Consider the following 20,806-nt stretch of genomic DNA (forward strand, 5'->3'; position numbering starts at 1 on the left):
CCGCTAGGAGGCTGTTGCGCATAGGCGCGCCAGCGAGGTTGCGAGATGCGAGGCGAGGTTCGGCGCACGCCCGTAGCGCACGAGGGCGCGTATCATCATACGGTACCGAAGGGCGCGAGGACGTACGCCGAAGATCGCCCGCAGATCGCGACCGCAGCCAGCGGCTATGCGCAACAGCCTCCTAGCCGCCGGCTTGGTCGCGGGCCCGCTGTCGTGGTACGCAACGTGCGGCCCTCGTCGCCCGCCCCACGCCCATGGCCCGTCCCGTCATCTCCGTCGTCACCCTCACGTGGAACAGCGCCCGGTTCGTCGACCCGCTGCTCGACACGCTGCTGGCCGATGCCCGCGCCTCGGACGTCCCGATCGAGGTGATCGCGGTCGACAACGGCTCGACCGACGACACGGTCGAGCGCCTCGCGCGCCACCGGGACCGCCACCCCGAGGTCCAACTGGTGCCGCTGAGCCGCAATCACGGCACCACCGTGAGCCGCAACATCGGCATCCGGATGGCCCGCGGCGACTACGTCCTCGTGCTCGACAGCGACACCGAAATTCCACCGGGCACGCTGCGGGGGTTGGTCGACGCGCCGGCCCGCATCCCCGATCCCGATCGCGTCGGCATCATCTGCCCGCGGCTGGTCTACCCGGACGGTGGGTTTCAGGAGTCGGCGCGGCGGTTTCCCACCGTGCTCACGAAGGTGTACCGCCTGCTCGACATCGAGCGGCTTCGCGCGCGCAACGAGTCGATCGACGCGGTGCTCGCCGGCGAGACGACCCCGGTGGACTACGCGATCTCCGCCTGCTGGCTCGTTCCGCGTACCACGTTCGACCGCGTCGGTCTGCTCGACGAGACGATCTTCTACTCGCCCGAGGACGTCGAGTTTTGCGCGCGCTGCTGGCGGGCCGGCCTCGCCGTCTGGTACTACCCGGCGGTACAGGTCGTCCACAACTGCCAGCGCATCACCAACAAGCGGCCGCTTTCGCGCATGGGGCTGAGCCACGCCAAGGGTCTGGTGCGCTATTGGTGGCGCTACCGCGCGTTCTGGTCGCCGCCGCGCGGCATCCACCGCGAGCCGGATCGCGGCTGACTCACACCACGTCGATGAGCGCCGGATCGAGGGTTCCGGATCCGTAGACCTGGCGGTAGTAGCGCAGGAACTTGACCACGCGCGACTGATCGTCGTCGAGGTCGTAGATCGCCTTGCGGGCCCCCGCGATCGGCATCAACAAGTTGCGCACGCACCAGGTGTCGATCGCGACCGGATCGGTGCCGGCGACGACCGTGCGCGTGCGAAACGCCGAGTCGGCCGCCAGGCGGATGTCCTCCCGCTCGCCGTCCCACGCGGCGCCGCGCGGCCCCGGCGGCGTCGCCGCCACCCACTCGGCCACCGTGACGATCAGGTCGGGCGCGCGCACCTCGCGGGCGAACTGGGCGAGCGGCCCGGCCATGCGCCACTTCGCGTTCGGGCTGCCGAAGTGGTGGACGGACAGGTAGTCCTGCACGCGCGGGTCCGTACCGAGCCGGCCGGCGCTCATGTCGACCACGCCCATCGTCGACTTGCACGCGCCGGTGAAGCCGGTCGCCTCGTGCTCGTTGGCCGTCGTCATGTTGATCCACGTCAGCTTGCGGCCCGCGGACTCGACGCCGCCGTCCGTGCGCCGCAGCGCGCCCCGGCGAAAGTCGACGATCAGTCCGCTCACCGGCGAGGTGAACACCGGGTACGTCAGCGGCGTCTGCGCCCAGTCGACCCAACTGCGCTTGACCCGGAACGCCGCGTCGAAGTCCCACACGTAGCCGTCGCGGATCTCGCCCGGCGCGATCGGGCCCCGGCCGTCGCCGCCGTAGACGCCGTGGGCGTGGTCGGGATCGTGCCAGTGGTCGCCGGACAACGCGCTGAGGCCGGCATCGACGAGGCCGACGAATCCGACCGGCTTGCCGCGGAAGTAGTCGATCAGGTCGCCGAGCCGGGTCATGCCGGGCACGTCCACGTTGCGCTCGCTCGGGCGCGTCCACGCGCGCGACAGGCCCGAGCCGTCCGGCAGGCGAAAGTGGGTGTTTTCGAACACGACGATCTCGCCCGCGAAGTCCGGCCGCTCGAGCACGTGCTCGATCATGCGCCGGACCGCGGCGACGTTCGTCATGCCCTGGTTCCACCACTGCGCGCTCACCTTGATCAGCACGACGTCGTCCTTGCCGACGATCGCCCCGATGCCGCCGAGCTTGTCGACGACCGCGTCGATGTTGGCCGCGGGGCCCGCGCCGGCCGCCACGTACAGCGTGCGCCGGTCGCGCTGCGGATCGTGCGGCACCAACGGCGGGGTGGCGGCGAACGACGGCAGGCGCGTCCACGCCGACAGCCTGGCGCGCAGCTTCCGGCGCAGCGCGAACGCGACGCCGGCGAGCCCGACGGCGCCGGCGCCGCCGGCGAGCAGCGCGCGGCGCGAGATGCCGCCGCGCTCGCCCGCGCGCAGGAGGGAACGGTTGGACGGTGTCGAGGTTCGGGTGGTCATGGTAGGACTCGGCGCGAGATGGAGCACGAGGCAGACACGCCGCCGCCAAGCATAACGCGCCGCCGCGGCGCCGCCAGCCGGAGGTTCGCGCCGTGAGGCTGCCGGGCGCCGCGCCGGCGACCAAGCTCGCGCTGGCGACCGCCGAGGTCGTGCGCGCGCGACTGCAGGGCGCGCTGCGGCGGCCGCGGCCGCCGGTGCCGGACGCGGCCCGGCCCGAGGACATCCCGTCGGTGGCCATCGCGGGCGCCCACGACCGGGTGCTGGCCGAAATCGACCAGGACGGGTTCGCGTTCGCCGTCCACCCCGCCGACGAGCCGTACTTCAACCGCCGGGCCGACAGGCTGCGCAAGCGCCGGTACGAACTGCACGTGGTCCTGCACCGCGGCGCCGTGTGCGTGCGCAAGTCGTTCCGCCGCCAGGACGAACTCGCGAGCGTCGCGACCCGGGCGTGGGGCGCGCTCGGGCTGCTGTTTTTCACCGAGGCGGCGGCGCTGCTGCGCCTCGACGACGCCGGCTGCGCGCCGCGGCTGCGCGACGTACACGTCCCGTCGCAGACCCTGTACATGGACTACATCCACGGCGAGACGCTCCAGCGGCGGTTCGCCGCCCACACGCCGGGGCTCACCGACCTCGACGGCGCGAGCGACGCGATCGACGACCCGGACCGCGAACGCCGCGAGCACGCCGCGTTCGCCGCGCACGCCGACGAGGCGTTGCGCGACGCGATCGCCGGCCTGATGCGCGCGATGACCGACCGCGGAGTCGCGCCGATGGACATCAAGCTGGGCAACGCGATCGTCGGCGCCCGCACCGGCGCCGTGTACTGGATCGACTTCGAGCTCGCGGCGCTGCGCGGCGCCGCCGGCTACGCCCGCCACCTGGCCGAACACCGCCGCCGCGTCGCCACGTGGTTCGGCGTCCCCGCGTGATCGGCGGCACGCGCCGCGGCCTGGCGGCCCGCGCGCCCGCGTGGTACACGCGTGGTCGCCATGCGCATCTCCCTCCCGTTTGCCGCGACGGCGGCGCTCGCGGCGCTCGCGTGCGCGTCCCCCGACGGCGCGTCCGGCGGCGGCGATGCGGGCAGCTTCACGCCGCCGATGGCGGTCGCCTGCGAGCACACCGGGTCCGGAACGGTCTACGACGTCGGCGACGGCCAGCCCTACCCCGCGCTCGGCGACGTGCCCTGGTACGCGCTCGGCCCCGGCGACACGGTGCGCGTCCACTGGCGCGCGCAGCCGTATCGCGAAAAGGTGCTGCTGTCCAACAGCGGCGCGCCGGGCGACCCGATCCGGCTGTGCGGCGTACCGGGGCCGGGCGGCGAGCTGCCGGTGATCGACGGCAACGGCGCGGTGACCAGCCCGAACCAACACTGGCACCCGTACCTGCCGCTGCAAGACGCCGCCGTCGTGATGGTGACCGAGGACGACGACGACCGCTACGGCACGCGCACCGAGTACCTCGCGATCGAGGGGCTCGTGATCCGCGGCGCCTACCGCGACTACACCTACACCAACTCGCAAGGCGACGTGCGCAACTACGACAGCTTTGCCGCCGGGCTGTACATCACCCACGGCGCCCACATCGACGTGCGCGGCAACGTGTTCACCGACAACGGCCTCGGTCTGTTCACGCTGTCGAAGGACGAGACGGACGCCCACGTCACCGAGGACATCCTGATCGAGGGCAATTTGTTTTCCGGCAACGGCGTCGTGGGCGAGGAAGCCCGACACAACTGCTACACGCAAGCGCTCGGGGTGGTCGTGCAGTTCAACCGGTTCGAGCGCCTGCGCGACGGCGCCGGCGGCGGCAACTACAAGGACCGGTCGGCGGGCACCGTCTTCCGCTACAACTGGGTCGAGGGCGGTGCGCGCCAGGTCGACCTCGTCGACGCCCAGGAGCACGTCGACCACGCCCTGGCCGATCCGCGCTACCGCGAGACGTTCGTCTACGGCAACGTGATCCTCAACGACGAGGCGTCAGGAGACGGCGGCCACATCGTCCACTACGGCGGCGACACGCTCGGCTTCGAGCAGAACTTTCGCAAGGGCACGCTGTACTTCTTTCACAACACGGTCGTCACGTCCGCCGACGCGGACGACCGCTATCGCACCGCGGTCATCGAGGTGTCCACGAACGACGAGACGGTCGACGCGCGCAACAACGTGATCGTCCGCCACGGAACGACCCACCTCGCGCTCGTCGGCCGCGACGGGCAGCTGCACCTGGGCGTCAACTGGGTGAGCGACGGCTACTGGACGGCCTACGAGGACTTCCGCGGCTCGGTCGACGGCGAGGCCAACCTGATCGCCGGCGCCGACCCGGGGCTGGACGCCGACCTCCGGCCGGTGGCGGGGTCGCCGCTGATCGACGCCGCCGGCCCGCTGGCCGACGGCGCGCCGCCGGTGGACGCCGAATATGCGCCGCCCGCGACCGGCCAGCCGCGCAGCGTGCGCGGCGCGGCGATGGATCTCGGCGCGTTCGAGGGCGGCTGACGCCGCCGCGCCGCGCAGCGGGCCGACCGTCAGCGCGCGACGCGCTCGTACAGCGCCGCGTGCCCGCCGATCATCGCCTCGCGCGAGTAGCGCTCGGCGATGTGCGCGCGCGCCGCGCGAGCGCGCCGCCGGGCCTCGGCCGCGTCGCGCTCGACCTGCAGCAGGGCGGCGGCGATCGCGTCGGGGTCGTGCGCTTCGGCCCAGCCGTCGATGCGCGGGCCGAACAGCACCGGCGTACCGTCCATCGCGATCTCCTCGATCGACGGCAGTCGAGGCGCGACGACGGGCAGTTCCACCGCCATCGCCTCGAGCAGAGACAGCGGGTGACCCTCCTGCATCGACGTGCACGCGTAGCCGTCCGCGGCGCCGAGCAGCGCCGGCACGTCGCGGCGGGCGCCGAGAAACTGCACGCGATCGCCGATCCCGAGCCGTGCGGCGCGGGCCTCGAGTTCCGCCTGCAACGGCCCGTCGCCGGCCAGCGCGAACCGCGCGCGCGAATCGGCGGGCAGCCGCGCGATCGCGTCGAGCAGGAAGCGGTGGCCCTTCTGGCTGTGCAGCCGCGCCGCCGTGATCCAGCCGAAGTCGCCGTCGCCCCAACCGAGGGCAGCGCGCGCCGCCGCGCGATCGGCCGCCGCCGGCGGGCGAAACACGTCCATGCGGATGCCGTTGTAGATCACGCGCAGCTTGTCCGGCGGGATCCGCTCGCTGTCGCGCACGTGGTTGGCGACCGCCCGCGACACGCACACGACCGCGGGCACCGCGCGCCCGAGCGCCGTGTACAGCAGCTGATCGCGGCGCCGGTCGAACGTGTACGGCAGGTGCACCGTGTAGATCACGGGCACGCGCAGCGCCTTGCACACGGCGGCGACCTGCCAATCCTGCGGGCGGTTGTGCACGTGCACCACGCCGGGCCGATGGCGCCGCAGCCAGCTCGCCAGCGCGCGCGCCGACGCCGGATGCGTCGCGCCGCGAAACGGCACGTGGTCGACGGGCACGCCGCGCGCGCGCGCCTCGTCGGCGATCGAGCGCTCGAACGCCCCGTCCGGATCGGCGGGCCCGGCGATGAGCAGCCGGGCGTCCCAGCCGCGGTCGGCCAGCCCGGCCGCCACCTCGAGCGCGACGCGCTCGGCGCCGCCGACGGCGAGCGATCCGACCACCTCGACGACTGTCGGGTGACGCGACGTCACTGGCTGTCTCCGAACGCGCCCAGGTCCGCCCCGCGGCCGAGCGACGCGCGCGGCCCGATCTGGCGGTGCGGGACGTACTGCCGCGGCGGTCGCGCCCGCGCGCCGGCGGCGTCGGCCAGCGGACCGCCGGCTCCGCGCGCCTTGGACGCCGGCGCCAGGCGAAAGTCGTCGCCGGCCGCGTCGACGAAGCCGGGCGCGTCGCCGCGAAGGAGTCGGTCTTCGCCGCGGATCGTCCCGGCCACGCGCTGGTCGGCATACTGCCAGGTCCCGTAGCGCGACGAGATCCAGTTGGTCCCGAGCGTGAGCTGGCCGGCCTTCTTCATCAGATACAAGTGGGTCGTGCCGCCGTTCCAGATGATGTTGTTGCGGGCGTCGACCGTTTCGTCGTCGGTCTCGACCCGAAACAGCGCCGTGTTCCACCGCTGCTTGTCGCTCGCGCGGATGACGACCGTGTTGTGAAAGAAGTACAGCGTGCCCTTGCGGTAGGTCTTGGTCACGCCGTTGTCGCCGCCGTAGTGGACGATCGACGAGCCATCGCGCGGCCCGGAGATCATCACGTTGCCGTACACGAACGTCTCGCGGTAGCGAGGATCGGCGACCAGGACCGGCGCCGCCTCCTCCGGCTCGACCAGGTCGAGCAGGTGCGCGCCGCCTTCGATCCAGTTGTAGCGGACGATCGTCCCGGCCGAGCGGTCCTTGATCTGGTTGCCGCGCGCGCCGGCCCGCTGCGGGCCGAACCGGTTGCCCTGAAACACGATCCCGGCGGCCTCGGTGTACACGTTGTGGCGCCGGTCCGTGCCCGCCGTGCCGTTGCCGTAGATCCAGTTGCCCTCGACGAGGATCTCGCGGGACACGACCTCCTCGGAGTTGCCGGACGCGACGAACAGGCCGTAGGCCGAGTCGTGCAGCACGCAGTTGCGCACCGCGATGTGCTCGCCGCGCTCGATGAAGATCGACGCCGCATTGGTCGAATACGCGCGGCGCTTGCCGCCGGCGTCGGTGAAGCCGAGCGGATGGTCGTCGTCGTCGCCGCGGTATGCCGACCGCAGTTCGAGGTTCTCGATCGCGATCCAGCTCGGCTTGTCGCCCCAACGGTACGGCTTGCGCACGGTCACGACGACCAGGCCGCGGTCCTGCGTGCCGGCGTACGGATAGATCGATTCGCGGCGCGTCGTCGCGTTGTCGCCCGACACGACCGGCAGCTGCCCCCGCGGGCCGGGGACGCCGCACAGCCGGATCGGCTTGTCGCGCGTGCCGGATGCCGACAGCAAGATCTTTTCGCGGTACGGCTCAGCGCGCCAGTGGACGCGCACGGTGTCGCCGGGGCGCAGGCGCTCGAACGGCACGTCGCCGAGCGCGCGGTAGGGTTTGCCGTCGCCAACGTCGTAGGTCTTGCCCGGTCCGGGCGCGCACGCCGCGGGAGGCGGTGCAGTGGCGCCCGGCGCGGCGCCGCTGCCGCCGGGCGCAGGCGGACCCGCGGCGCCGCCGGCCGAAGCCGAACCCGCGCCACTGCCCGCGGCCGGCGCACGGCCGCTCGGGGCCGGCGCGCCGCCGCCTGCGGCCGGCGCACGGCCGGGTTCGTTCGGCGCCGGCTGGGCGCACGCGGTGGCGAGCAGGAGGACGGCGACGGTGGTGCGCACGGAGCGGATTATGTAGCATGCCCGGCCATGTGTGGGATCGCGGGACTGTACGCGTATCGGACGGGACGTCCCGCGCCCGGGCCGATCCTGCGCCGAATGGCCGCGCGCATGCGCCACCGCGGCCCCGACGGCGAGGGCGTCGTCGTCGACGGCGCCGTCGGGCTCGCCCACCGGCGGCTCGCCATCATCGATCTCGACACCGGCGCCCAGCCGATGTCCACCGCCGACGGCGCCCTCACCGTCGCGTTCAACGGGGAGATCTACAACTACGTCGAGCTCGGCGACGAGTTGCGCGCCCTCGGTCACGAACGCCGAACCCGGAGCGACACGGAAGTCATCCTGCTGGCGTATCGCCAATGGGGGCTGTCGTTTGCCGACCGGCTCAACGGGATGTTCGCGATCGCGCTGTGGGACGCGCCGCGCCGCCGCCTCGTGCTGTGCCGCGACCGGATGGGCATCAAGCCGCTGTACTACGCCGACACCCCCGACGGCATCGCGTTCGCGTCGGAGGTCAAGGCGCTGCGCGCGGTCCCCGGCGTCGACACCCGGGTCGACCTCGAAGCGATCGACGAGTACATGGCGCTCGGCTACGTCGTCCATCCGCGGTGCATGGTGCGCGGGGTGCGCAAGCTCGATCCCGGCACGATCATGACCGTCGACGCCGATGGCACGACGCGCCACACGACCTACTGGTCGTTGCGCTTCGAACCGGATCCGCGCCCGAGCGTCGACGACTGGTGCGCTCAGCTGCGCGCGACGTTCGACGATGCCGTGCGCATCCGCCTGCGGTCCGACGTGCCGGTCGGCGTGCTGCTGTCCGGCGGGGTCGACTCGACGGCCATCGCCGCGACGATCGCGCGCCACGGCGCCGCGGCCGGCATGGACAGCTTCTCCATCGGCGTCGACGTACCCGGCGCGGTGCTCGAACTCGACCGCGCCAAAAAGACCGCCGAGCGCCTCGGCACGCGTCATCACGCCATCCGCCTGTCGGCCGACAGCCACGGCGCCGCGCTGATGGAGGCCGGCGAGCTGCTCGACGAACCCCTCGGCGAGTCGATGGTCGGCCAGCTGCTCGCGCTGTGCCGCCGCGTGCGCGAACACGTCACCGTCGTCCTGTCCGGCGAAGGCGCCGACGAGACCTGGTTCGGCTACACGGCGTACCGAACGATGTACGCGATCGAACTGGCTCAGCGGCTGATGCCCGACGCGGCGCTGCGCCGGCTGCCCGGCGCCCTCGGCCGCCTCGCGAACCTGCCGATGCCGGCCAAGGCGGCCAAGTACCTGCGCCTGCTCGGCGAACCGCTCGAGCGCCGCTACCTCGGCCTCAACTACTACGACACCGCGGTCAAGGACTCGTTGTACAGCGATGCGATGCGCGACGCGCTGCGCGGGATCGACGCGCGCGACGCGCTGCGCCGGCTGTACGACGGAGCCGGCGGCCCCGAGATCCTGTCGCAGATGGCGGCGGTCGACTGCCGCGCCTGGCTGGTGGACAACACGTTGCTGCGCAGCGACCTGATGAGCATGGCCGCGTCCGTCGAGCTGCGCGTGCCGTTTTTGGACCATCGCCTCGTCGAACTCGCCGCCCGGGTGCCGGCGCGCTACAAGGTCCGCCCGCACACGCAAAAGTGGATCCTCAAGCGGGCGCTCGCCGACCGCATCCCGCGCGAGGTGCGCGCGCGGCGCAAGCTCGGCTTTCCGACGCCGCTGGCGGAACTGTTCCGCGGGCCGTGGGGCCGCGCGGCGGCCGACGTCCTCCTCACGCCGTCGCCGGTGACCGCGCCGCTGTTCGATCGCGCGCGCGTCGAACGGTTGGTCGCCGAGCACCGGACCGGCGCGAACGACTGGAGCCGCCAGCTGTTTCAATTGCTGATGCTCGAATACTGGGCGCGCGCGGCCGAACGCCTCGACGGCGCGCCGAACACGGACCACCGCGACCATGCGCATCCTGTTTCTGTCCGCGCTGTATAGCTCGGCCGCGCGGCCCCAGGCCGGCGTCGGCAACGGCCGGATCGTGCGCGCGATGCGGCCGCACGCCGCGTTGCGCCTCGTCGTTCCCGTGCCGTGGTACCCGGAGATCGCCGCCCGCCGGTCGCCGCGACTGCGCGCCGAGCGCGCCGTGCCCCGCGAGGAGATCGACGACGACGGCTCCGCGATCCTCCATCCCCGCATCGCGCACATCCCGCGCGTCGGCCGGTCGCTGTACCCGGCGCTGTACGCCGCGTCGCTGGCGCGCACGCTGCGGCGCGAGGTGGACCGGTTTCGGCCCGACGCGATTCTGACCGCCTGGGCCTATCCGGACGGCGTCGCGGCGGTCGCCCTCGGCAGACACCTCGGCCTGCCCGTCGTGATGCGCGTGATGGGCTCGGACATCAACGACTACGCCCAGCAGGCGCTGCGGCGCCCCCAGATCGCGTGGGGCGTGCGCCATGCCGCGCGCATCATCGCGGTGTCGCGCGCTCTCGCGGACGAGTGCGGCACGCTCGGCGCGGCGAGCGACCGCATCGACTACGTGCCGACCGGCGTCGACCGCGCGGTGTTTCACCCGGTGGACCGCGACGACGCGCGGCGACAGCTCGGCCTGCCGCCGGTCGGCGACGCGCGCGTCGTCGTCGTCCCCGGCCGACTGTCGCCGGAAAAGGGCGTGCTGGTGTTCCTCGACGCGTGGCGCCAGTGCGATCCGTCGTGGCGCGCCGTGCTCGTCGGGGACGGACCGCAGCGCGCCGACATCGAACGGCGGATCGCCGAACTCGGCCTCGGCGACCGCGTGCAGCTCGCCGGCTTCCAGCCGGAGTCGCGCATGAAGCTGTACTACGCCGCAGCGGACGCGGCCTGCTTGCCGAGCTTCGAGGAGGGGTGGCCCGACGTGCTCGTCGAGAGCTTCGCGTGCGGCTGTCCGTGGGTGGCGTCGGACGTCGGCGGCGTCGCCGACGTGCTCGCCCTCACGGGCGCGGGCTATCTGGTGCCGCCGCGCGACCCCGGCGCCCTCGCGGCCCGCCTGCGCGACGCGCTCGCGCGGACGTGGGATCGCGCCGCCATCGCCCGCGCCATGGACCCGTACACGCTCGACGAGACGGCCCAGCGCTACGTCGAGTCGTGCGCCCGCGCGGCGCGCGACCGCGCTCGCTGACGGCCGGCGGTGCCCGTCGGCTGCGTCACGCCCCGCGGCGCAACGCCTTGCGGACCAGGCCGATGAGATCCCGCGACGTGGCCGGCGCCAGCACCAGCGCGGCCGGCACGTAGACGACCGCGCCGGTGAAAAGCTCCGCGACGAGCGACGCGGTCGCCGGCCACCCCATCGCCGCGGCGACGTGGCGGACGCCGAGCACGGCGCCGACCATCGGACCGCACGCCATCAACGGGCCGATCAGCCCGGCGACCAGCGGCCCCGCCGGGATGCCGTCGGCGCGGCGGACGAGCCACACGCTCGCGGCCGCGTTCGCGGCGAACGCGAGGCCGACGCCGGCGCACACCCACTCGATGCCGAGCGGCGACAGCGCCGCGATCAGCGCCATCAGCGCACCGAGCTTGATGAACTCGAGGAGCATGACCGCACCGGTCCGATGCAGCGCGACGAGATAGGAGTTGATCGTCCAGCCGACGGGGCGCACGACCGACAGCGACGACAGGATCACGAGGACCGGAGCCACCGCCTGCCACTGCTCGTTGAAGATGACGGCGACGAGCGTGTGCGCCACGGCGCCGAGCCCGGTCGCGAGCGGGAACACGACGAGCGCGAGGAGCGACGTGGCGCGCGCCAGCGCGCGGCGGCGCTGGTCGGGAGCGATCGTCGCAAACGACGGCAGCAGCACGTCACCGATGTGCTCGCCGACCTGGCTGGCCGGGATGTCCGCCAGGTTGTACCCGTAGTTGTAGATGCCGACCGCGTGGGCGCCGAAGAACCGGGACACGAGCAAGTTGTCCCACTGGCGCGACGCGAAGTGAGCCAGCGACGCGATCCACAGCGGCACGCCGAACCGCAGGATCTCGACGGTGCGCGCCCACGACAGGCGGCACGGGCTCAGCCACTCGCGCCGGTCGGCGGCCGCGATGAACGCGGCGGCCTGCACCGCGCCGCGCGCGACGAATGCCGCGGCGATCGCGTCGCCGCCCCAACCGGCCCATGCCAGGCCGACGGCGACGATCGGGTAGGCGAGCTCTCCGAGACTATTGCCGATCGCGACCGCGCGGAACCGAAGGTCGCGCGCCAGCACGCGCGACACCGTGTAGCCGACTCGCTGCAAGAACGCGCCGACGACGAGCGCCGGCACGTACCGCGCGGCGTCAGGCGCGCCGAACGCCGCCGACAGCGGGGCGCGCAACCACCACAACACCGCGAACGCCAGCGCGATCGTGCCGAGCATGAGCGCGGTGGCGTGAAACACGCCGTCGCGGTCTGGCTTGTTCGCGATCACGTACTGCCCGAAGCCGATGTGCGACAGCTGCTTGGCCGTGAGGACGAGCGCGGTCGCGACCAGCACCTCGCCGATCGTGTCCGGGTCGAGCAGGCGCGCGAGCACGAGCGTGCCGACGACGCCGATCAGGCGCGTTCCGACGGACGTGCCGATGTTCCAGATGGCGCCGCGGGCGGCTCGAACGGCCAGGCTCATGGCACGCGGTCACGCGCCCGGCGGCGCGGTCGGGGTGGAGTGCGCGGAACGCGCGGCGGCGCCGCCGCGCGCGCGCGCCACCGCCGCGCGGAACACGTCGGCGAACGCGCCCGCGATCGCCCGGCGGCTGTAGCGGTCGATGTCGACCGGTGCCGACCGCAGCGGGTAGTCACCGGCGGCGAACCGGCGCAGGGCGTCGGCCAGATAGCGGGCGATGGCCGCCTCGTCCCGCGGCGGCAGCACCGCGCCGACGCGATGCCGGTCCACGAGCCGTGCGAGCGCGCCCGGCGGCGCCAGCGTGAGGCACGGCCGTCGCAGGTACATCAATTCGAAAATCTTGGCGGGATAGATCCGGTCGGTGCCGGGCACGTCGTCGAGCAGGCACAACACCAGATGGCTCGCCGCCAGTTCCGACGCGACCTGCTGCTGCGGCACGTAGCCGACGCGCTCGACCCCGAGCGCATCGGCACCGTCGAACAGCGGCTGTTCGGTGTCGACGATGCGGCCGACGAACCGGACGCGCAGCAGGCGCGCCAGGTCCGGACTGTCGCGGTGCAGCCGCCGGATCGCGCCGAGCAGGCCGCGCGGGCTCGTGAGCTTGAACACGGTCCCCGCGTAGGTGACCACGAACCGATCGCGCGGCGGCTCCGGCAGGTCCGCCGGGACATCGTCCGGATCGTAGCCGTTGGGGATCGCCACGACGCGATCCGGATCGAGGAACGGAAACCGGGACAGCAGGTTGGCGCGAAACTCCTCGGTGGCGGTCGTGACCGCGTGCGCCGTGCGCAGCAGCGCCGCCTCGAGCGGATCGCCGATCACGACGCCCACCCGGGACAACATCTCGTACGATGCGCGCAACGTGCTCCACTCGTCGCGGTAGTCGAGCACCACCGCGGTGCCGCGGCGCAAGCGCGCCAGCGGCGCGGCGAAGAACTGCGAAAACGGCGGCGCGGTGACGAACACCACGTCGTCGCGCGCCGAGCCCCACAGCCGCCGCGCGAGCGCCGCCTGCGCCGCCGGCTGCCACAGGATCTGGGGATCGGGGAACAGGGCGCTGCGCGCCAGCGCGGTGGCGAACCGGCGCACGCGGACGGCCGGGCTCGGTTGCGCCGCCGCCGTCGTGCGCCACGCCGCGCGCTTGACGCCGTAGCCCGGCTCGAGGGTGCGCGCCCGCACGACGGTCATCCCGGGCGGCAGGTCGCGCGACAGCGACTCGTCCCGCACCGGCACCGACGGGTTGGCGACGGTGAGCGCCGCCGGCTGCACGCCAAACTCGGGCAGGTACTTGGCCAGCTTGACGGCGCGCTGCACGCCGGCGCCGCCGGTCGGCGGCCACGGGTAGCTCACGATGAGCGCGCGCAGCGGCGCGGCGGTCATCGCGACCTCCTCCGCCGCCGGCGCCGCAGGCCGACCGCCAGCGCGCCCGGCCACCACGCCCCCGGCCCGTCCGCCGCGCCCGCACGACATCCGCAGCCGCCGCCGACCGGCGCGCCGGACCCGGCGCCGCCGTCGGTCGTCGTCCCGGCGCCTCCACCGCCGCCCGCACCATCGGGCCCCGCGTCGACCGCGCCCGGCCGCTCCGCGCCGAACTCGTACGCGCCGATGTCGATCGCTCCGGCGCGCGGCCGGCGCACCGCCGCGCCGACCGCCTCGAGCCGCCGCGGCGGCGGCAGGTACGCGCACGCGTCGAGCGGCCGCGGAAACGGTGCCGCGTCGCCAGTCGGCGGCATGTCGGTGCCCGCGTCGATCAGCGGGCTGCCGTCGGCCGGCCGCAGGTCGCCCCCGGCGACGTCCTCGAGCCGCGGATCCGCCCCGCGCCGCGAGTCGACCAGGCCCTGTGGCACGCCGGTCGCCTCGTCGGGCAGCCAGTTGGTCCTGCCGTAGGCGCGCTCGCCTTGGGCCCACGCGGCCGACGACATGTCGCACACGCGCACGCCGCCGCCGCCGGCGCGGACGAACGCGTTGTTGTGCAGCTCGAGGCTGTCGATGCCGTCGAACACGCGCACCGCCGCGCGCGCGTCGCCGGCGAGCACGAACGTGTTGTTGACGAACCGGTACCGGCCCCAGGTCTGGCCCGTACCGTCGCCGCCGACCCGAACGGCGTAGAACGCGGCGTTCGGGCCGGTCTTCCGGATCACGTTGCAGGCGACCTCCGAGTCCTCGCGCGCGAGCGACTCACTCGCGCCGTCCGGTCCGATCAGTTCCACCTCGTGATACGCGGCGCCCTCGATCCAGTTGTAGTAGATCTCGTTGCGCTCCGCGCGCGACTTGACGTTGTTGCCGCCGCGCCCGTCGTGTACGTAGCAGTGCTCCATGCGGAACACGGCTCCCGGATAGGCGTCCTCGTCGGTAGCCATGTAGATCTGATGATGGCGCTCGCCGTCGCCGCAGTCGTGGACCTCGACGTACGACAGCGTGAGCGAGCCGGAATCGTCGTCGGCGCCGAGGATGCCGTGTCCCGGGCAGTCATAGACGACGCTGTCGCGGATCGTGATGTCGTGCGCGTGGTGAAACACGCACCGCCGCGAGCCCCCGGTGACGGCGAACCCCTCGAACACGTAGTGGTTGGCGCGAAACTCCACCGTGGTGTCGCCGCCCGCGATCACTGGCGGGCGCCCGTCGACCCGCACGCCGCGAACGACGATCGGCCGGTCCGGCGCGCCGGGGTCGTCGAACACGACATCGCCGGCATAGGTCGCGCCGCCCACGACCTCGACCTCGTCCCCCGGCGCGAGCGCCGGCAGGTCGTTCAGCTGTCGATACGGTTCGCCGGGGCCGACGCGGTAGGTCGCCGCGACCGCCGGCGCGGCGGCGACCGCAACCAGCGCCGCCGCGGCGGCCGTGCAACGGAGTCTATCGCCCACCGGGCGCATGGTGTCCGACGCTATCACGACCGCCCCGCCACGCCGGCGGCCGCCGCAAGCGCATCGAAATGGCGGCGCATCCCGTCCGCGGTCGCCACCCGCGGCCGCCACCCGAGCGCCTTGAGCCGACCGTTGTCGAAGCGATTGCCCTTCCACATGCTCGCCGTCTTGTACGGCGTGAACACCGCCGGGAGCTGCCCGCCGGACCAGTCCGCGTACCACTCGACCGCCCGCGACATCCAGCGCGTGGCGGCGTACGGCAGCGACACGACGGGCACGCGCCGCACGCACTTGCGGTACGCGCGCAAGAACGCGCGCGCGGTCGGCAGGTCGTCGTCGATCACGTTGAACACGCGGCCCACTGCCCGGTCGTCGTCGCCGGCGATCGCAAACGCCTCGGCGCAGTTGTCCACGTAGGTGAGCGGAAGCACCGTGTCGCGGCCGAGGTGCAAGAACACGCCGAACAGCTCGAGACCGACGCGCGCCGAGATCGCGCCGCCGCCCGGGCCGTAGATGACGCCGGGCCGCAACACGACCATCGGGAAGCCGTGCCGTGTCTGGTAGTCCCAGCACAGCTGCTCTTGCCGGAGCTTCGTGTGCGCGTACACATCCCGGCGCTCCGGGTGGGGCTCGAGCGGCGTCGACTCGTCGACGACGGCGCCGGCGGGAAGATCGGCCACGCCGTAGACCGACAGCGAGCTGCAAAACACGAGCTTGACCCGATGGCCGGCGGCCGCGCGCGCGGCGATCGCGTCGAGGAGGTTTCGCGTCCCGACGACCGTATTGAAGAACATGTCCGCGGGCGCGCCGCTCGGCGCGGCGGCCAGATGATAGACGACGTCCACGCCGTCGACCGCCGCCTCGCAATCCGCGGGCCGGGTGAGCGTGCCGCGCACGATGTCGATCGCGTCGCCGAAGTGCGCGACGGTCTGCTCGAGCCGCGACCGGTCGCTGCCGGGGCGCACCAGACAGCGCAGCCGCCCGGCGCCGCGCTCGGCGAGGCAGCGCACGAGCGCCGAGCCGAGGAAGCCGTTCGAACCGGTGACGAGGATGTGGCTCATGACCGCTCCGGCGCGATCTGCGCGAAAATCTCGTCCATCATCCACGCGATGCGCAGGATGTCGCGCGGCGGGATCGGCGCCGGCGCGCCGTCGAGGATGTGCGCGTAAAACCGCCGGATGAGCGTGTTGAGCCCGGCGAAGTAGTGGTAGTCGGCCCGCGCGAACCGCCGGGCGTTCGCCCATGCGGAGCGCGCGTACTGCCAGCTGTGCGCGAAGCCGGCGGCGACGCGGCCGATCGCCGCCGGCAGCGTCGGCCCCTGCTCGAGGGTGACCGTGCGCGACACCAGGTCGACGTGCGCGATGTTGCGCGTGCCGTAGACGCGCATGAACTGGGCCACCGGGCGCACGCGCGACGTGAACGTCGCGGTGGCCGAAACCCGTTCGCCCCGGATCAGCACGCGCAGTTCATCGAGCAGGTCGTCGCGCACGTCGCCGAACGTCCGCTCGCGCAGCGTGTATCCGATCGCGCGGATCTCCGGGCGATCGTCGGTGACGAACTCGGTCACCTTGTTGAGCATGTGATTGATGTTGTTTTGAAACAGCTTGCCGGGCAGCCGGTGGACCCAGTGATCCGGCGAGCCGAGGATGACCTTGCCGAAGGGCCCGCCCAGGTCGTAGCCGAACCAACTGTCGACGTGCACCGGCTCGCCCAGCTCGCCCGCCGCGACGCGGTCGCGCAGCTCGAGCATCGGCGGGTCGAACTGGCTGTTGTGGCCGACGGCGATCTTCTTGCCGGCTCGCGCGACGGCCGCGAGCAGGCGCTCGGTATCGGCGTACGTGAGCGCGACCGGCTTTTCCACGTAGATGTGGCACCCCGCGTCGAGCGCGCGTTCGGCCAGCGCCACGTGCGACTCCGGCGGCGTCGCGATGTGGACGACATCCGGGCGCTCGCGTGCGAGCATCTCGTCGAAGTCCGCGTAGTGCGCGGGGACCCCGTAGCGGACGGCCAGCTGCTCGGCCATCAGCGGCTCGCGGTCGCACACCGCGACGACCCGCGCGCAGTCGATCTTGGCGATCTCGCTCACGTGGCCGTCGGCGATCTGGCCGCAGCCGACGACGGCGACGGCGAGGCGGGTGTCGCGGGGGACGGTGCGGGTCACGCGGCTGCGTTAGCACGACGCCGCGCACGCGCGCAACGGCCGAACGGCGGTTGTGTATAGTCCCGCCGTCATGGGTTTCTGGCACGACATGCGCCACAAACGGCAGATCTACGAGCGCGATGCCGCCCGCCCGGTGAGCATGGCGCGCATTCTGCTGGCCGACGGCACGTCGGCCAACCTGCTCTACCGCGCGATGCGGTGGAGCGCACGCCGGCGCCTGCGCGGACTCGCGTACGCGTGCCAGTTCGCCAACAAGTTGATCAACCACTGCGTGATCGGCGTCGACGCGGAGTTCGGCCCCGGCTTCGTGCTGTTGCACCCGACCGGGGTCGTGATCAACTCGAAGGTCAAGGGCGGGCGCAACGTCGCGCTCGAAAGCGGCGTCGTCATCGGCGACGACAAGGGGCGCTCCCCCGTGCTCGGCGACGACGTGTTCGTCGGATCCGGCGCGAAGGTCATCGGCGGCGTCGAGGTCGGCAGCGGCGCGCGGATCGGCGCCAACGCGGTGGTCGTCAAGCCCGTCGAGCCCGATACGACCGTGGTCGGCATTCCCGCACGGCCGGTCGCACGCCGCCGCGAGGGCCCGTAGGTGGATGTCGCGCCCAGGGGCTGCCGTCGCGATCGGCGGCCGATCTCCGGCGCACGTCCTCGCGCCGTTCGGTACCGCAGGTTCCGCTCCTCCCCTCGTCCGCCTGGGACGTGCGCCAAACCTCGCCTCGCATGTCGCCGCCTCCCTGGCGCGCCCGACCGCGACCGCCGCCTCACGACACCGATACCGCCGTCCGTGCCGCACCGTCGCGCACCGGCCGGCGCACCGGGCGCGCGATGACCGGCGGATCCCGCAGACCGCGCGGCGCGCATCCGGTGGAGGAGCAACGATTCGATCGGCGGCGGGCCGCGGCGCAGTCCTGCGGCTGGCTCGCGGCCGCGGCCGCCCTCGCCGCGGTGCTCGAATGGCTGCCCAAGCCGGCGCACACGGTCCTGTGGGACACCGTGTACGACGCCGGACACGCGCCGCTTTTCGGCACCGGCGCGCTCATCGCACTGCGCCTGTCGCTCGTGTGGCTCCGCCGTCGCCTGCCGGACCGCGCGTGGCACTACGCGGTCGCCTTCGCCGCGACCGTCGGCGCCGGCGCGGCGGCCGAACTCCACCAGCACTGGCTGCCCGGACGCGACGCCGATCCGGTCGATCTGCTGCGCGACGCGATCGGCGCCGCGGCGTTCCTCGCGGTCGCCGCCACCGCCGACCGTCGCCTGCGCGCCGAGCGGCCCGCGGTGGCGCGGCGGCGCGCGTGGGTGTGGGCGGCGGCGGCGCTGGCCCTGGCCGGCACCGCCACCCCCGTCGGCGCCGTCGCCCTCGCCTATCGGGCGCACGCGCGGGCGCTTCCCCGGTTGATCGGTTTCGACCGGTGGTGGGACCGCTGGTTCGTGGCCGCCCACCACGGCGCGACGGCGCATCTCGCCGCGCCGCCGCCGGACTGGCCGGACGCCCGCGGCGGCGCGCTCGCGGTCGACTTCGGCGCCGGTCACGGACCGCGCGTCGACATCGTAGACGTCCCGGCCGACTGGCGCGGCTACCGGCGGCTGGTGGTCTCGCTGTACGCGAACTCGGCCGAACCCGTGCGCGTCGCGGTGCGACTGCGCGACCGGTTCCCGTCGGAGGGCGACGCCGACGCGGCCCAGTACGACGCGTGGTTCGACGTGGGCCCCGGCCCGGACCGCGCCGTCGTCGACCTCGCCGCGGCGCACGCCGGCGCGCGACCTCGCCCCCTCGACGTGGCTGCGATACGCTCGGTGACGCTCGTCATGCCCGGGCAGTCACATCCCGTGCGCCTGTTCATCGACGAGCTGCGGCTCGAATAGCCGCATCCCGCGCCGACTCTGCCGCCATGTTCGCCATCCCCGGAATCCTCGGCCTGCTCACCTTCATCTACGTGCGGCCGCAGGAGATCGTCGACGCGCTGGCGAAGATTCCGTTCCTCTACCTGTTTTTGGCCCTCGCCGCGCTCGGCTACGCGGTCGACCTGCGCCTGCGTATCACGCGCCCCGTCGCCACGCCCCAGCTGCCGTGGGTCGTGCTGTTTCTGCTGTGGCAGATCGTCAATCTCGTCGTCGTCACGCCGCCGGAGCTGTTCATGTTGCAGTTCATCAACACCGGCGTGACGTTCGTGTTGTTCTTCGTCCTGGCGCAGGGCATCCAGACGTTCAAGGTGCTCCAGCTCGTCGGCGCGGTCGTCATCGGGTTCAGCCTGTTCGTCGCCGCGGTCGGCGTCCACCAGGGCTATGCGCCGACCGGCTGCGTCGTCCTCGACCCGGCCGAACGCGACAGCACCGACCCGGACGGCCGCCCGTGCGAGACGGCCGAACAGTGTTACGGACAAGGCGCCGAACCGGGCGCGGAGTACGGCTGCGAGCGCGTCGGCTTGTTCCGCACGACCACGATCGAGGACCGCGTGCGCTATCGCGGCGTGCTCAAGGATCCGAACGATCTGGCCCTCACGGTGTCGGTCGGGTTTGCGCTGCTGATCGGCCTGGCGAGCGCCCGCCGCAAGCCCGGCACCTACGCCCTGCTCGTCGCCGGCGGCGTGCTGACCGCGTGGTGCGTCGTCCTCACCAAGTCGCGCGGCGGCCAGCTCGTGTTCCTGGCGGTCGTCGGCGTGTACTTCCTCAAGCGGATGGGCTGGCGCGGCATCCTGCTGGCCATGATGCTCGCGGCGCCGCTTTTGCTCAAAGGCGGGCGCAGCGGCGCCGAGGCGTCGCAATCGGCCAACGAGCGGTACGAGGCGTGGGCGGCCGGCGTCGCCATGTTCCGCAACCACCCGCTCATGGGGGTCGGCAAGGGAGCATTCGGCGAGTACCACTATCTCACCGCCCACAACGCCTACGTGCTCGCGCCCGCCGAACTCGGCTTTCCCGGCATGTTCTTGTGGACGGTGATCCTGTACCTGTCGATCAAGATCCCGTTGCAGGCGGTCCGCGATTTCGCTCGCGTCCCCGGCGCGCGCGTCGCGCGCGTGTGGAGTATGGCGCTGCTCGCGGCGATGGCGGGGATGTGCGTCGGCATCCTGTTTCTGTCGTTCACCTACCATTACGTGCTGTGGATCTATTTCGGCCTGTGCGGCGCGCTGTACTCGAGCATCCACAGCCACGCGCCGACCTGGCGCGTGCGCGTCACCGGCGCGGAACTCGCCGCGATCGCGCTCGGGGACCTCGCGTTCCTCGGCCTCGTGGAGGTCGTCACCCGGCTCAAGGGGTTTTGAGCCGCCGCGTGCGGGCAGAGCGCGTCACGCCGCAGCCATGGGACCGCCACGACGGACACCCCCACCATCCCCCAGGACGAC

At 72.9% G+C, this 20,806-nt stretch carries 14 protein-coding genes; 7 read left to right on the top strand and 7 right to left on the bottom strand.

Features of this window, described 5'->3' with window-relative positions; genetic code table 11:
* The first annotated feature begins 254 nt into the window (after positions 1–254).
* Complete coding sequence (locus tag D6689_20045) at positions 255–1,088, top strand: glycosyltransferase (GenBank protein RMH38122.1); 834 nt, start codon at positions 255–257, stop codon at positions 1,086–1,088.
* A 1-nt stretch (position 1,089) separates the two neighbouring features.
* On the opposite strand, the gene D6689_20050 is transcribed toward D6689_20045, so the two are convergent.
* A complete protein-coding gene (locus tag D6689_20050; protein ID RMH38123.1) occupies positions 1,090–2,511 on the bottom strand; it encodes a DUF362 domain-containing protein in 1,422 nt (473 codons plus the stop codon).
* Positions 2,512–2,603: 92 nt separating this feature from the next.
* Between D6689_20050 and D6689_20055 the strand changes: the two genes are divergently transcribed.
* Together D6689_20055 and D6689_20060 are read left to right on the top strand one after the other, a co-directional pair.
* Entirely contained in the window at positions 2,604–3,440 is an 837-nt protein-coding gene (locus tag D6689_20055) for a hypothetical protein (GenBank protein ID RMH38124.1), read from the top strand.
* A gap of 51 nt (positions 3,441–3,491) precedes the next feature.
* Entirely contained in the window at positions 3,492–5,003 is a 1,512-nt protein-coding gene (locus D6689_20060; GenBank protein ID RMH38125.1) for a right-handed parallel beta-helix repeat-containing protein, read from the top strand.
* 29 nt (positions 5,004–5,032) lie between these two features.
* Here the strand turns inward: D6689_20060 and D6689_20065 are convergent, their stop codons facing one another.
* Entirely contained in the window at positions 5,033–6,610 is a 1,578-nt protein-coding gene (locus D6689_20065) for a glycosyltransferase (protein ID RMH38126.1), read from the bottom strand.
* Between the two features lie 1,247 nt (positions 6,611–7,857).
* Between D6689_20065 and asnB the strand changes: the two genes are divergently transcribed.
* Entirely contained in the window at positions 7,858–9,801 is a 1,944-nt protein-coding gene (gene asnB, locus D6689_20070; GenBank protein RMH38127.1) for an asparagine synthase (glutamine-hydrolyzing), read from the top strand.
* Positions 9,770–10,960, top strand: a complete 1,191-nt coding sequence (locus D6689_20075) for a glycosyltransferase family 4 protein (GenBank protein ID RMH38128.1) — start codon at positions 9,770–9,772, stop codon at positions 10,958–10,960. The genes asnB and D6689_20075 overlap by 32 nt, the downstream gene beginning before the upstream one ends.
* Positions 10,961–10,985: 25 nt before the next feature.
* On the opposite strand, the gene D6689_20080 is transcribed toward D6689_20075, so the two are convergent.
* Genes D6689_20080 through D6689_20100 form a run of 5 tightly spaced genes read right to left on the bottom strand, consistent with a single transcriptional unit; the run spans position 10,986 to position 17,465 of the window.
* The gene (locus D6689_20080) at positions 10,986–12,440 is read right to left on the bottom strand and encodes an oligosaccharyltransferase (GenBank protein RMH38129.1); all 1,455 of its coding nucleotides are present in this window, start codon (positions 12,438–12,440) and stop codon (positions 10,986–10,988) included.
* Between the two features lie 9 nt (positions 12,441–12,449).
* Entirely contained in the window at positions 12,450–13,871 is a 1,422-nt protein-coding gene (locus tag D6689_20085; protein ID RMH38130.1) for a hypothetical protein, read from the bottom strand.
* On the bottom strand, positions 13,814–15,313 hold the full coding sequence (locus D6689_20090; protein RMH38131.1) for a hypothetical protein: 1,500 nt from the start codon (positions 15,311–15,313) through the stop codon (positions 13,814–13,816). The genes D6689_20085 and D6689_20090 overlap by 58 nt, the downstream gene beginning before the upstream one ends.
* A gap of 14 nt (positions 15,314–15,327) precedes the next feature.
* Positions 15,328–16,365 (bottom strand): NAD-dependent epimerase/dehydratase family protein, encoded by a 1,038-nt coding sequence (locus D6689_20095; GenBank protein ID RMH38132.1) that lies wholly within the window; start codon positions 16,363–16,365, stop codon positions 15,328–15,330.
* On the bottom strand, positions 16,362–17,465 hold the full coding sequence (locus D6689_20100; GenBank protein RMH38133.1) for a gfo/Idh/MocA family oxidoreductase: 1,104 nt from the start codon (positions 17,463–17,465) through the stop codon (positions 16,362–16,364). Before D6689_20100 ends, D6689_20095 begins: the two co-directional genes overlap by 4 nt.
* A gap of 70 nt (positions 17,466–17,535) precedes the next feature.
* Between D6689_20100 and D6689_20105 the strand changes: the two genes are divergently transcribed.
* Positions 17,536–18,054: a serine acetyltransferase gene (locus tag D6689_20105; protein ID RMH38134.1), complete on the top strand. Its 519-nt coding sequence runs from the start codon at positions 17,536–17,538 to the stop codon at positions 18,052–18,054.
* A gap of 4 nt (positions 18,055–18,058) precedes the next feature.
* Entirely contained in the window at positions 18,059–20,725 is a 2,667-nt protein-coding gene (locus D6689_20110) for an O-antigen ligase domain-containing protein (GenBank protein RMH38135.1), read from the top strand.
* The last annotated feature ends 81 nt before the right edge of the window (positions 20,726–20,806 follow it).

It is taken from the genome of Deltaproteobacteria bacterium, assembly GCA_003696105.1.
Lineage (GTDB): Bacteria > Myxococcota_A > Polyangia > Haliangiales > J016 > J016.